This window comes from Paenarthrobacter sp. NPDC058040, from assembly GCF_042885775.1.
GTDB lineage: Bacteria > Actinomycetota > Actinomycetes > Actinomycetales > Micrococcaceae > Arthrobacter.
Map to the genome: position 1 here is coordinate 47590 of NZ_JBHVRN010000004.1, position 14031 is coordinate 61620.

At 65.4% G+C, this 14031-nt stretch carries 9 protein-coding genes and 1 riboswitch; of the genes, 5 read left to right on the forward strand and 4 right to left on the reverse strand.

What is annotated here, in order from left to right:
• Positions 1–249: 249 nt before the first annotated feature.
• Genes ACFVSJ_RS06465 through speB form a run of 4 tightly spaced genes read right to left on the reverse strand, consistent with a single transcriptional unit; the run spans position 250 to position 5583 of the window.
• Entirely contained in the window at positions 250–1542 is a 1293-nt protein-coding gene (locus ACFVSJ_RS06465) for a D-arabinono-1,4-lactone oxidase (RefSeq protein WP_387435280.1), read from the reverse strand.
• Positions 1543–1585: 43 nt separating this feature from the next.
• Entirely contained in the window at positions 1586–3094 is a 1509-nt protein-coding gene (locus ACFVSJ_RS06470) for an aldehyde dehydrogenase family protein (RefSeq protein ID WP_387435282.1), read from the reverse strand.
• A 42-nt stretch (positions 3095–3136) separates the two neighbouring features.
• Entirely contained in the window at positions 3137–4588 is a 1452-nt protein-coding gene (locus ACFVSJ_RS06475; protein WP_387435284.1) for a purine-cytosine permease family protein, read from the reverse strand.
• On the reverse strand, positions 4585–5583 hold the full coding sequence (gene speB / locus ACFVSJ_RS06480) for an agmatinase (protein ID WP_387435286.1): 999 nt from the start codon (positions 5581–5583) through the stop codon (positions 4585–4587). Before speB ends, ACFVSJ_RS06475 begins: the two co-directional genes overlap by 4 nt.
• Positions 5584–5751: 168 nt before the next feature.
• Here speB and ACFVSJ_RS06485 point away from each other — a divergent pair, with 168 nt between their 5' ends.
• From ACFVSJ_RS06485 to glyA, 5 genes are all read left to right on the forward strand, one after another.
• On the forward strand, positions 5752–7245 hold the full coding sequence (locus ACFVSJ_RS06485) for a PucR family transcriptional regulator (protein ID WP_387435288.1): 1494 nt from the start codon (positions 5752–5754) through the stop codon (positions 7243–7245).
• A gap of 85 nt (positions 7246–7330) precedes the next feature.
• Positions 7331–7429: riboswitch (glycine riboswitch) on the forward strand.
• Positions 7430–7578: 149 nt separating this feature from the next.
• Entirely contained in the window at positions 7579–10425 is a 2847-nt protein-coding gene (gcvP, locus tag ACFVSJ_RS06490; RefSeq protein ID WP_387435290.1) for an aminomethyl-transferring glycine dehydrogenase, read from the forward strand.
• Positions 10426–10436: 11 nt separating this feature from the next.
• Entirely contained in the window at positions 10437–11558 is a 1122-nt protein-coding gene (gcvT, locus tag ACFVSJ_RS06495) for a glycine cleavage system aminomethyltransferase GcvT (protein WP_387435291.1), read from the forward strand.
• A 126-nt stretch (positions 11559–11684) separates the two neighbouring features.
• Positions 11685–12068 carry a glycine cleavage system protein GcvH gene (gene gcvH / locus ACFVSJ_RS06500; protein ID WP_387435293.1) on the forward strand — a complete coding sequence of 128 codons (384 nt, stop codon included), beginning with the start codon at positions 11685–11687 and terminating at the stop codon, positions 12066–12068.
• The gene (gene glyA, locus ACFVSJ_RS06505; RefSeq protein WP_387435294.1) at positions 12065–13384 is read left to right on the forward strand and encodes a serine hydroxymethyltransferase; all 1320 of its coding nucleotides are present in this window, start codon (positions 12065–12067) and stop codon (positions 13382–13384) included. Before gcvH ends, glyA begins: the two co-directional genes overlap by 4 nt.
• Positions 13385–14031 lie beyond the last annotated feature (647 nt).

Here is a 14031-nt window from a genome sequence, read left to right on the forward strand (position 1 = left end):
GCGCGCAGGGATAGTAAGCAACTTTACTAATGGTGGCGGGACCGCACGCATGCCGGGCCGGCCAATCCCCTCGTGGGATGGGCCGATGGCATACATTGGGCACCCGCTGGGGGTCCGGGTGCCGTTATCCCAGAGGCGGCGCCCGGCTACCTCCGGCCGACAAGCGAACGACGTCGGCACCCGGGTGGGTGCCGACGTCGTGGTTGCGGGGTGACCGCCTCAGGGGGTGGCCGCTCAGGGGGTGGCCGCTCAGCCGAACAGGGCCCGCGTGTGGTCGTTGAGGAAGATACCGCGGGGGTCGAATTCGCGGCGAACTTGGAGGAAAGTGTCCAGTTCCGGGTACAGGCGCTCCAAGCGGCTCCGGGTCATGAAGTGGATCTTGCCCCAGTGCGCCCGCGGCTCGAAGTCCTGCAGCACAGCGTCGGCGTCGCGGAAGAACTGCCAGTAGTCGGTCCCGGGCTTGGTGGTGAGCGTGATTACCGTGCTGTCGCGGCCCTGGAACTGCGACATGTAGGCCTCATCCGCCTTCACCCAGCGGACTTCCACGGGGTACTTCTGGTCCGGGTGCTTGGAGCGGATCAGGTCCTGGATGGCTTCGACGGCGGCCAGGCCGTCCTCGCTGCGGACGAAGTACTCGAGCTCATGGAACTGCGTGGTGAACCCGCCGGGGTAGATCCGGTATGAACGGTCCAGGCGCGCGCCCTCGATGGTGGAGATGCCCGACTCGTCCTTCAGGTCCACCACGTTGTACCGCTTGGTGTAGCTCCGGTTGGCCATGTTGTGGTCCGGCGAACGGGGGAGGTCCAGGAGCTCGCAGGAGTCCTCTTCGGGGCACCAAAGGAAGGAGTAGTGCCGGTTGGAGTCGATGTCTTCCTGCCAGGTAGCCGCCGTCTCGGACCACGTGGGATAGGTGATTTCTTCCTGCAGGTAGTAGCTGTCCTCCACGGCCAACTCCACTTCGAGGAAGATGCCGAGGGTTCCCAACGCCACCTGGGCTGCCCGGAGTTCGCGGAGCTGGCCCTCGCCGATCTCCACGATCTCGCCGTAACCGTTGATGAGCTTCACCCAGCGCAGTTTGGAGGAGAAGCTCCCCAGATCCTTGCCGGATCCGTGGGTGCTGGTTGCCAAGGCGCCCGCGATCTGCTGCTTGTCGATGTCGCCCTGGTTGCTGAGCGCCAGGCCCTGCTCCCAGAGCGGGTCGCCGAAAGCGTTGATGGTGGTCCCGGCCAGGGCCCTGGCCCGCCGATTCAAGCGATCGGTTCCGGTGATTCCCGTGAGCTGGGACATGTCCAGGAGGACGCCGCCGGTCTGTACCAAGGGAGAGGACGAGTGCCCCGAGCCGACGGCGCGCACCGGCAGGCCCTCGCGGATGGCGAAGCGGACGGCGTCGAGTGCTTCCTCCTCGTTCCGGGGCTGGACGGTGAAGGCCGGCGTCGAGGTCTGGTTCCCGCCCCAGTTGGTCCACGGCACCTCTGTCTGGAAGGGGGCCGAGGGTGTTGCGGCAGAAGGTGCCGGGGGAACGATCGGGTTCACGGTGGTCATTTCACAAGCTCCATTGCTTCTCTGGTTTCGCGTTGGTGGTGCTTCACGCGCCGTGGTTAATCATGACGTGCTTGGTCCGGGAGTAGTCGTCCAGGGCGTAGAGCGAGAGGTCGCGACCATAGCCCGAACCTTTGAATCCGCCCCACGGCACCTCGTTGGCGAGGACCAAGTGGGCGTTCACCCAGACTGTGCCGAAGTCCAGTTGCTTCGGGACCCGCAGCGAGAGGCTGGAATCCTTGGTCCACACGGAGGCGGAGAGGCCATAGGGACTCTCATTGGCGCGGGTGACTGCTTCCTCTGTGGTGCTAAAGGTTTCAACCGTGACCACGGGGCCGAAGATTTCGTGTGTGGCAATGGGTGCCCCGGCCGGAACGCCGGTGATGACGGTCGGCTCAATGAAGAAACCCGTGCCCTCAATCGCGGAACCACCAACAGCGATGGTCAGTCCTGCAGCGCGGGCTTCTTCCAGGGCTTCCTTGACGCGCTCAAAGTGAGGCCGGGAAATCATGGGGCCGAGTTCCACGTCCTCGCCGGCATCGGGTGCGCCGACCACCAGGGTGCTGACTTCTTGCACCAAGTACTGGGTGAATTCCTCAGCCACCGACTCGTGGACCAGCACGCGGCAGGCCGCGCCGCAGTCCTGCCCGGCGTTCCAGTATCCGGCGTTCCGGACGCCGGCAGCGGCAGCCCGGAGGTCGGCGTCGGGGAACACCACCACGGGAGCCTTGCCGCCCAGCTCAAGGTGGACGCGCTTGACCGAACGGGCTGCCGTTTCGGCAACGGCCTGGCCGCTAACGACGCTGCCGGTCAGGGCAACCAGGGCGATGTCCGGGTGTTCGGACAGCCGCTGGCCCACCGTGCGGCCCTGGCCGGTCACGACGTTGAGGATGCCGTCCGGGATGCGTCCGGCCAGGAGTTCGACGAGCTTCAGCGTGGAGAGCGGCGTCTGTTCCGAGGGCTTCATGACGATGCTGTTGCCGGCAGCCAGGATGGGTGCGATCTTCCACGCAGCCATCAGGAGCGGGTAGTTCCACGGGGTGATGACGCCAACCACGCCCACCGGTTCCCGCAGGATCACGGACGTGTGGTCCGTTGCGTAGTCCCCGCCCGCCATGGAGGTCAGGGTCCGGGAGGCGCCGGCCATGAAACGGAAGGTATCGATGGTGCTGGTGACATCGTCTTCTGCGACGGCCCGCGGTTTGCCGGTGTTGGCGGACTCGATGACTTCTAACGCTTCCCGGTTGGCTTCGATGATGTTCGCGATGAGGTTCAGGACGTCGGCACGTTCCTTCGGGGTGGTGTTGCCCCAGGATTTTTGGGCGACGACGGCGGCTTCCACGGCGGCGTCCACATCGGCCGCGGTGCCCGCCTGGACGGAGGTGATGATTTCCTCGGTGGCCGGGTTGACGACGTCGATCGGGTTGCCGGCAACGACGCTCGGGACGAAGGATCCGGCGATGAAGTGGCCCGCGGGAGGAATGAGGGCCGAAACATCGGCGCCTGCGGAGTCGGCACGGTGGACGGTGAACGTCTCGGACTGGGTGGTGGTCATGATGCTTCGCTTTCAGATGAGGTCTGGTCAGATGAGGCCGGGTCAGATGAGGTCGGCGGTGAGGGAGCTGGATGGAAAGGGGGCGGCTTCTGTCTTCTTCCGGAAAACCCGGGCCGCAACGTAGTAGAGCGGGGCAACGACCACCAGTCCGACGATCCACGAGATATCCACGCCTCCCATGGCCGCTGCCAGGGGACCCGTGTAGATCGCCGTCGCGGTGAAGGGAACCTGGATCAGGGCGCCTGCTATGTACGAGCCGATGGCGACCCAATTGAACCGCCCGTACACGCCGCCGTCGCGCTTGAAGAAGTCCTCCACGCGGTAGTCGCCGTGCCGCAGCAGGTAGTAGTCCACCAGGTTGATGGCGGTCCACGGGACCAGGACGTACATCAGGAAGGACAGGAAGTTGGTGTAGAAGACAATGAAGTTGTCGCGGGCGAACAGCGCGATCAGGACCGCCAAGGTGAAGAGTACGACGGCGGCGACGCTGCGGGTTTTTGCCCGGGGGAGCCAACTGGGTTTGAACGTCTGGCCGATGGTCAGTGCGCACAGCACGCCGCAGTAGAGGTTCATGGCGTTGGACGCCGCGACCCCCAGGCAGAAGATGCCCACGATGATCAACGTCCACGGCTGGAGCAGCGCCCCCAGGCTGCCGACGATCTCGATGTCGCCGGAGCTCATGGCCACCGCGAGGGTCCCCACCAGTGCGCCGAGGATCATGGGGAACAGGGTTCCCAACACACAACCCGAGTAGGAAGCCCAGAAGGCCGGAGCCGATCCCGTACCCTGCGGCATGTAGCGGGAATAGTCCGAGACGTAGGGCGCGTAGGCCAGTTGCCACAGGGCGGAGACCGAAACGGTTCCCATGAAGCCAACCCAGTTGAAGTTGCCTTGCTCCAGGAAGTTGGCAGGAAGTCCATCAACCATCAGGATCCAGCCGAAGGACAACAGGAGAGCCAAGCCGGCCGCGATGCTGAGAACGCGGGCGTAGGCATGGATGAGGCGGTACCCGAAGATCGTGGCGATCACGCTGACCACGCCGATGATGATGATGCCCGCGTCCACGCTGATGCCCGGGCTCACGGCCGCCATTGCTTCTCCGCCGAAGACGAGGTTGGCTGCGAAGAAGCCTACATACATCACCACGACGATCACGACGATCAGCAAGGCTCCGAAAGAGCCGAACTGGCCGCGGGTCTGGATCATCTGGGCCACCCCAAGCTGCGGTCCCTGGGCGGAGTGCAGGGCCATGAAGATCCCACCCAGGAGGTTGCCGATGATGATCCCGATGATCGCGGGAACGAAGCTCAGGCCGAACACCGTGGTGGCCAGTCCGCCGGTCACGATGGTCATGATCATGATGTTGGAACCGAACCAGATGGTGAACAGGTCCCTGGCCTTGCCGTGCCGTTCGTTCAAGGGAATCGGCTGGATGGTCTTGTCCTCAAGCCGTGGAACTTCCGTCCGTGGGACCTCGGTGACGGGGGTGCTCATGACGCACTCCGCGAAGCCGTCTCCAGTTCACGGAGCTCCGAGGCCTTGCTGCGGTTGACCATGAGGGCCAGCAGATCGAAGACGAGGGTTGCCGCGGCTACGGTGGTGATGTCCGCATGGTCGTAGGCCGGTGCGACTTCGACGACGTCGGCGCCCACGATGTTGATGCCGTCCAGGCCGCGGAGCAGGGCAAGGAGTTCGCGGGAGTGGAGCCCGCCCATCTCCGGAGTGCCGGTGCCGGGGGCGTAGGAGGGATCCAGGACATCGATGTCGATGGAGACGTACACCGGGGTGTCGCCCAGCCGCTCCTTGACGCGTTCGATCGCCGCCGGAACGCCGATGACATCCAGGTCCGAGCAGCGGATGATCTGGAAGCCGAACTCGTGGTCGCGGAGGAAGTCGTTGCGGTCATACACAGGTCCGCGGATACCGACATGCATGGACTTGTCCTCCACCAGCAGGCCCTCCTCGAACGCCCGGCGGAAGATGGTGCCGTGCGTGATGGGCTGGTCGAAGTAGGTGTCCCATGTGTCCAGGTGAGCGTCGAAGTGCAGCAGCGCCACCGGGCCGTGGACCTTGTTCAGTGCCCGCAGCATCGGCAGGGCAATGGTGTGGTCGCCGCCGATCGAGATGAGCCGCTTCTCTTCGCTGATGAGCGGCAGGGCCTGCTCCTCGATCTCGCGGACAGCCCGGGTGATGTCATAGGGAGTGCAGGCGATGTCCCCGGCGTCCACCACCTGGGCTTCGTACACCGGCTCGACGTCGAGCTCCGGGTGGTAGCCCGGACGGAGCAGCCGGGAGGCCTCGCGGACTGCGGCAGGACCGAAACGGGCGCCGGGCCGGAAGGAGGTTCCGCCGTCGAACGGCACACCCACAATGGCGATGTCGTAGTCGGGGACGCGGTCGATTTGGGGGAGTCGGGCGAAGGTGCCGAGGCCTGCGTAGCGGGGAACCTTGGTTGCGTCCACGGGGCCGATGGGCTGGTGCGTTGTCATGGCTTGATCCTTCGAGTAGCTGGGGCGCTCGCCGTTGAGCGGGAAGTGCATATCTCAATTCTTGGTGACGCGCATCACGGCGGATAGCGGTACATTGACTACAAATGGTCGAGGCGTTTAGACAAACGTCTAACCGTCCCGAAAACAAGCACCCAGGAGTCCTCATCCATGGCCATCACCGTCGCCGAACTCGTGGCCGAGCCGCAGCTCGGACTCAGCCTGCTGGCAGGTTCCAGCGGAGCCGGCAACCGCATCACCTGGGCCCACACTTCAGACCTGCCCAGGCTGTGGGAGTGGGTCACCGGCGGCGAGCTCATGATGACCAACGGGCTCTCCATCCCCGCCGACGCGGACGGGCAAGTGGCGCTCGCCGAAGCCTTGGTGGATTCGGGCGCCAGTGCGTTGGCCATCGGCGAGAAGATGCATGCGCCGGAGCTGCAACCGGAATTCCTGCGGGCCTGCGACCGGCTCGCCCTGCCGCTGATCAACATCCCGTACCCGCTGCCGTTCATCGCGATTGCGCGGTCCGTGGCGGAGTCGTCGCTGCTTGAAGAGTCCCGGCGCTTGCGGCAAACGGCCCGCGTGTACGACCTCCTCCGCACGGCCGGAGCGTCGGAGGACCATTGGCAAAGTTTGGTCCTGAGGTTGGCCACGGAGCTGGATTCGGAGCTGTTCGTGGTGGACCGCCGTTGCCTCCATCCGTGGCACCCCGAGGGGCAGCCGCTTCCGGAGTTCCTTGTGGAGGAATGGTCGCCGCACCCGGGCCAGGTCTCGGTTGCGGGCAAGAACTTCCAGTGGCACCGGATCCGAGGCAGGCACGTCCTGACCATGGACATTCCCACCCACGCGAACGCGCTCCTGGTGGTGCTGCCTGGCAGCGAACCGCACCCTGACGCCGTCGTGCTTTTGCATGCCGCAACCGTGCTGGGACTGCAGTTGGCGCGCATCGTCCTCTCGCTCGAGGGCCGGCACCGGCTCGCCGGGGAGTTCCTCCTGCAGGCGCTCGACGGGCGCCTGGGGACGGCGGAGATGGAACGGCGGCTGGAGGCTTTCGAGGTTCCTCCCCAGGGTTTTGTGGTCGCCTCGATGTCGGCGGACGACGGCGATCGGCTGGCCAACGTGCACATCGAACTCTGGCGGCACGGGACTTCGGCGGCCTCCTTGAGGCGGAACGACCGGCTGCACGTGGTGGTCGCGGCTGACGTGGCTGACGAGCTGCTGGTCCACTGCGCGGGGTTGGGAACCACCATCGGCGTGAGTTCCGCGTCCGCGGTAGGTGGCCTTCAGCAAGCCCAGCAGGAGTCGTTGTGGGCGCTGGGATCGGCGAAAGCGAACAAGCTTGGATTGGCCCGGTACGCGGAGGGGCCCAGCTGGTTGGGACTGACCGGATTCGAGGAGGGAACTGCGTTGGTCCAGCGCCTTCTCGGGCCCATTTTCGAGTATGAGCAGCGGCAGGACGGCGATCTCATGGTCACGCTGAAGACCTATCTGGACTCGCAGCGGTCATGGCAAAAAACGGCCTCCACGCTCTTCACGCACCGGCAAACCATCATCTACCGGATCCGGAAAATCGGCGAGCTGACGGGGCTGGACATGGGAGAGACGTCAACGCTGGCGCAGCTTTGGTTGGCGTTGCAGATTCACGAAGCGATGCACGGCTAGGCCCCGCGGGAAACACCCGCCTTGCGCTTTTTCGGAATGACCCGCTATGGTGTGAAGCGTGTCACTGAGGTGGCGCAAACGCTTTTGATCTGCGGCGGGAGAGCCCTGCCGGTACATCCAGTCAGGCGCCGTAGGAGCAAATCCTCCCCAGGAATCTCTCAGGCCCATGTACCGCCGCGGTTAGGCAACTCTGGAAAGCAGTCCGGGCAACCGGGCTCACCGACGGTGCAAGTGGACAACCAAGTCCACGGAATCTCTCAGGTCCAATACAGAGCGGGGAGGAACCCATATTCACCGTGGCGCTCAACGGGCGCCTGAATCCTGGAGTTCCTCTTGACTGTTCAATCCTCCCCAACCGCTTTCGCGGACCGGCATATCGGCGCCCGCCGCCAGGCCGATGTTGAGACCATGCTCAAGGCCATCGGCTATGACTCTGTCGACGGTCTGGTGGACGTGGCTGTTCCCGATTCCATCCGCCAGGCTTCGCCCCTCACGCTGCAGAAGGCGCTGAGCGAGGTCCAGGTGCTGGCCGAGCTGCGCAAGCTGGCCGCGAAGAACAAGACCGCCGTTCAGATGATCGGCCAGGGCTACTACGACACCGTGACCCCGCCGGTGATCCGCCGCAACATCCTCGAAGCCCCCGCCTGGTACACCGCTTACACCCCGTACCAGCCCGAGATTTCGCAGGGCCGGCTCGAAGCGCTGCTCAACTTCCAGACCATGGTCCAGGACCTCACCGGGCTTCCGATCGCCAACGCTTCCCTGCTGGACGAAGCCACTGCCGTGGCCGAGGCCGTGTTGCTCATGCGCCGGGCTAACAAAGCTGTGAAGGACGGCAAGACCGTCCTGGACGCCGACCTCCTCCCGCAGACCATCGCCATCGTCAAGGGCCGCGCCGAGGCGCTCGGCTTCGAGGTTCTGGTTGCGGACCTCTCGGCAGGCTTGCCCGACGGCGACATCAACGGCATCGTCCTGCAGCAGCCGGGCGTTTCCGGCCGGGTCTTCAACCACGCCCCCGTGATCGCTGAGGCGAAGGAACGCGGTGCCCTGGTCACGGTCGCTGCCGATTTGCTGGCGCTCACCCTCATCACGCCCCCGGGCGAACAGGGCGCGGACATCGCCGTCGGAACCGCGCAGCGCTTCGGTGTGCCGCTGTTCTTTGGCGGCCCGCACGCTGCCTACATGGCTGTCCGGAACGGCATGGAGCGCACGCTTCCGGGCCGCATCGTGGGCGTGTCCAAGGACAACGCCGGCGTGCCCGCGTACCGCTTGGCGCTCCAGACCCGTGAGCAGCACATCCGCCGCGAGAAGGCCACGTCCAACATCTGCACGGCCCAGGCTTTGCTCGCGATCGTCGCGTCGATGTACGCGGTCTACCACGGCCCCGACGGACTGAAGGCGATCGCGGAGACCGTCCACGGCCACGCCCGTGTCCTGGCCACGACCCTGCAGAAGGCCGGCCGCGAACTCGTGTCCGACTCCTTCTTCGATACCCTCACGGTCCGCGTGCCCGGCAAGGCTTCGAAGGTGATCGGTGCCGCCGAGGCACGCGGCATCAACCTCCGCCACATCGATGAGGACACCGTGGGCGTCTCGGTTGATGAAACCACGACGCCGGAGGTCCTCTCCGCGGTCGCCGTCGCCTTTGGCGCCGGTCCGGTAGGGGACGCTGCAGGGTTCGAGCTGCCTTCTGACGTGGTCCGTACCTCCGATTTCCTGCAGCACCCCGTGTTCAACACGCACCGTTCCGAGACGCAGCTGTTGCGCTATATCCGCAAGCTGTCCGACCGGGACCTCGCGCTGGACCGGACCATGATCCCGTTGGGTTCGTGCACCATGAAGCTCAACGCTACGGCTGAGATGGAAGCCATTTCCTGGCCGGAGTTCGCTTCGATCCACCCGTTCGCTCCGGACCACCAAACCGAGGGTTGGCGCGAGCTGATTACCGGTTTGGAAGCCGACCTGACGGAGATCACCGGCTACGACCAGGTCTCCATCCAGCCGAACGCCGGTTCACAAGGTGAGCTTGCAGGCCTGCTCGCGATCCGCGGCTACCACCTGTCCCGTGGCGATGAGCAGCGCAACGTCTGCTTGATTCCGGCTTCTGCCCACGGTACGAACGCTGCTTCGGCTGTGCTGGCTGGCATGAAGGTTGTTGTGGTGGCCACTGCCTCTGATGGCACCATCGATCACTCCGACCTCACGGCGAAGATCGAAGCCAACCGCGATGTGCTGTCCTGCATCATGATCACGTACCCCTCCACTCACGGCGTCTACGATGCCGACGTTGTTGAGGTGTGCGATGCCGTGCACGAGGCCGGCGGCCAGGTGTACGTTGACGGTGCCAACCTCAACGCACTCGTTGGCTTGGCACAGCCTGGCAAGTTCGGCGGGGACGTGTCCCACCTGAACCTGCACAAGACCTTCTGCATCCCCCACGGTGGCGGTGGACCCGGTGTTGGCCCGGTCGCTGCGAAGGCGCACCTGGCTCCGTTCATGCCGGGCGATGCGAACAACGCTTCTTCATCCTCGGAGGGTGGTGTGGCCATCTCGGCTTCGCGCTTCGGCTCGGCCGGCGTGCTGCCGATTTCCTGGGCCTATGTGAAGCTCATGGGCGGCGAAGGACTGACCGAGGCCACCAAGTCGGCGCTCCTGGCCGCGAACTACGTGGCTTCCCGCTTGGATGAGCACTTCCCGATTCTGTACACCGGTGAAGGTGGGCTTGTGGCCCACGAGTGCATCCTGGACCTCCGTGAACTGACCGCCCGCACCGGTGTTACGGCCGAGGACGTGGCCAAGCGCCTCATCGACTTCGGTTTCCACGCACCGACGCTGGCGTTCCCGGTTGCAGGCACGCTGATGGTTGAGCCCACCGAGTCCGAGGACCTCGCGGAGATCGACCGCTTCATCGAAGCCATGATCACCATCCGCGCCGAGATCGAGCAGGTTGCGGCCGGTGACTTCTCCGTGGAGGATTCCCCGCTTCGCAACGCGCCGCACACGGCAGCCGCCGTCGTAAGTTCCGTCTGGGAGCGCGACTACCCGCGTGAGCAGGCTGCCTTCCCGGTACCGAGCCTCAAGCAGGACAAGTACTTCCCGCCCGTGGGGCGCATCGACGGCGCCGCCGGCGACCGCAACCTCGTGTGCTCCTGCCCTCCGCTCGAAGACTTTGAGAACTAAGGATTCCCGACATGACTGAGAACTACACCGCTCTCTACGAGCAGCACAAAAAAGCCGGCGCCTCCTTCACGGACTTCGGCGGCTGGCAGATGCCCCTTAAGTACGAGTCCGAGCTCGCCGAGCACCACGCCGTGCGTCAGTCCGCCGGTCTCTTCGACCTCTCCCACATGGGCGAAGTCTGGGTCAGCGGCCCCGAAGCCGCTGCGTTCCTGGACTACGCGCTGGTGGGCAAGCTGTCCGCGATCGCCGACGGCAAGGCCAAGTATTCGCTGATCTGCAACGCCGACGGCGGGATCATCGATGACCTCATTACGTACCGTCGAGGTCCGGAGAAGTTCCTGGTGGTGCCGAACGCGGGCAACGCCAAGGTGGTTGCTGCGGCACTGGCCGAGCGCGCCGCCGGGTTCGACGTTGTTGTTGAGGACGCCTCGGCTGAGACGTCGCTCATCGCGGTCCAGGGTCCACATGCCGAAGCGATCCTGCTGAAGCTGGTCCGGGCCGAACAGCACTCCCTCGTCACCGAGCTCAAGTACTACGCCGCTGTTGAGGTCTCGATCGCCGGGGACGAGCTGCTGCTGGCCCGCACCGGGTACACCGGCGAAGACGGGTTCGAGATCTACGTCCCGAACGCGGACGCTCCCTCGCTCTGGGAGGCGCTGCTCGAGGCCGGCGAAGGCCACAGGCTGATTCCCGCCGGTCTCGCCGCCCGCGACTCCCTCCGCCTCGAAGCCGGAATGCCGCTCTACGGCAACGAACTCTCCCGCCACGTCAACGCCTACGCCGCCGGGCTCGGACCCGTGGTGGCCCTGGCCAAGGAAAGCGACTTTGTTGGCAAGGAAGCGTTGGCTGCCCTCAAGGCTGCCGGTGTTGGGTCCACCATCGGGCAGAAGCTCGTCGGCCTCAAGGGCGCCGGACGTCGCGCAGCCCGTGGTCACTACTCGGTCCTCAAGGACGGTTCCCTGATCGGTGAGGTGACCTCAGGTCAGCCGAGCCCGACGCTCGGTTACCCGGTGGCGTTGGCGTATGTCGACGTCGAACATTCCGAGGTTGGCACGATCGTCGACGTCGACCTCCGCGGAAAAGCCGAGCCGTTTGAGGTTGTCGCGCTGCCGTTCTACAAGCGCCAAAAGTAGCCCGGCCGCCGCGGTCACCTGGCCCGTCGGGTCCCGTGTCCTCGCGACCGAGCACGCGGAGGAGTTCGCTCCGCCGTTCTAACCAGCCAACAAAGTTTTTACGAACCAGTGAGAGAAGGAATTGAAATGAGCAAGGTAGTTGCTGAACTGAAGTACTCGGCTGAGCACGAGTGGGTTGCCGTTGATGGGGGTGGGCCTGTGGGGATAGGGATCTCCGCCGTGGCCGCCGATGCCCTGGGCGACATTGTGTACGTGGACCTGCCTGAGGTTGGTTCAACTGTCACTGCGGGGGAGACCTGCGGTGAGGTGGAGTCCACCAAGTCCGTGTCCGACCTTTACTCGCCCGTGACCGGTGAGGTGACCGAGATCAACGACGCCGTCGTCGACGATCCGGCACTCATCAACAACGACCCCTACGGTGCGGGCTGGCTCTTCAAGGTGGCCGCCACCGAAGAGGGCCCGCTCATGACGGCCGAGGAGTACGCAGCAGCCAACGGAGGCGAACTGTGAACGCCGTTTCTGTGAGTGAGTTCGAGCAGGTTGTGTCGCCGTCGTTGGACGCCGACTTGGCCGCGCTTGACCCCGAGATCGCCGCAAAGATCGACGACGAACTGGGTCGCCAGCGCGGTGGCCTGGAAATGATCGCGTCCGAGAACCACACCGCGGTTGCCGTGATGCAGGCGCAGGGTTCGGTACTGACCAACAAGTACGCCGAGGGTTACCCGGGCAAGCGCTACTACGGTGGCTGCGAGCACGTTGATGTGATCGAGCAACTCGCGATCGACCGCATCAAGTCGCTGTTTGGCGCCGAGTACGCGAACGTGCAGCCGCACTCCGGTGCGCAGGCCAACGCCTCCGTGATGCACGCCCTCATCAAGCCGGGCGACACCATCATGGGCCTCAACCTGGCCCACGGCGGACACCTGACCCACGGCATGCGGATCAACTTCTCCGGCAAGCTCTACAACGTGGTCCCGTACGGCGTCCGCGAGGACACCCACACCGTGGACATGGCCGAGGTGGAGGCACTGGCGCAGGAACACAAGCCCGCACTCATCGTGGCCGGCTGGTCCGCTTACGCGCGGCAGTTGGACTTCGCCGAGTTCCGTCGGATCGCCGACTCCGTGGGTGCCTACCTGATGGTGGACATGGCCCACTTCGCGGGCCTCGTGGCCGCGGGCCTGCACCCGTCTCCGGTCCCGCACGCGCACGTGACGACTTCCACGACGCACAAGACCCTCGCCGGTCCGCGCGGCGGCATCATCCTTTCCAACGACGCCGACATCGCCAAGAAGATCAACTCCGCAGTCTTCCCCGGCCAGCAGGGTGGACCCCTGGAGCACGTGATCGCGGGCAAGGCCGTGGCCTTCAAGATCGCTGCGTCCGAGGAATTCCGTGAGCGCCAGTCCCGTGTTCTGGCAGGTGCCCGGATCCTCGCCGAACGCCTGGTCCAGCCCGACGTCGCCACGGCAGGTATCTCCGTGGTCAGCGGCGGCACGGATGTGCACCTGGTCCTCGTGGACCTGCGCAACTGCGAACTCGACGGCCAGCAGGCCGAAGACCGGCTCGCCGCGATCGACATCACCGTCAACCGCAACGCCGTCCCCTTCGACCCGCGCCCGCCCATGGTCACCTCCGGCCTGCGCATCGGCACCCCCGCACTCGCGACCCGCGGGTTCGGCGAAGCGGCCTTCCGCGAGGTTGCGGACATCATCGCCGAAGCGTTGATCGCCGACGCCGACACGGACCTCTCCGGGTTGCGTCACCGCGTCGAAGCCCTGGCTGAGGCCCATCCTCTTTATCCGGGGGTTGCGAACCTGGGCTGAGTCTCGCGTCTCGGCCCGTCGGCCCGATGGGCCTGACATCCTCTGCGGGCTCGGTCGCGAAGACGCCCGCTGGGCGGACGTGACGCTCCCTTAGACGCCCGCTGCCGGATGTCAGGCCCATAGGGGCAGGCGTGCGGGGGTCTCGTCGCCAGATCCGGGATTACCCCGGATGGGGTGGCTGGGCCGGGTGGTCCGCTCGCGGGGTAGTGAGCATGTGCGGAGTGTCGTTCGTTGGCTTGTGTTGGAGGGTCTGGCTGCCGAGGGTGTTCCTCGGGCGCGGGCTGGGTTGGGGGCATGTTGTTTGGCCGATTCGGGGGTTGGCTGCGGGGTGTGCCGTGCGCGTGGCATGTTTTGCAGCGGCGCCCCGAAACGGGTGAGTTCGCGAGCGGCCCCTTTGGGGGCGGCGTCCGGCAGCGGGCGTCCAAGGGAGCATCGCATCCGCCCAGCGGGTGCAACTGCGACCGACCCCGCAGAGGACGTCGGCCCCGACGGGCCGTTGGTGACGCGGGCTGTTGGGTGAGGCGGACGTCGGCCCCGACGGGCCGTTGGCGTGACGGGCTGCGGTGCATCAGGTGCACATTGATCTCCCGGGTGGGGCATTCGCTGGGAACGGATGCCTCACATCAACACCGGGTTTGGAGGTCCGC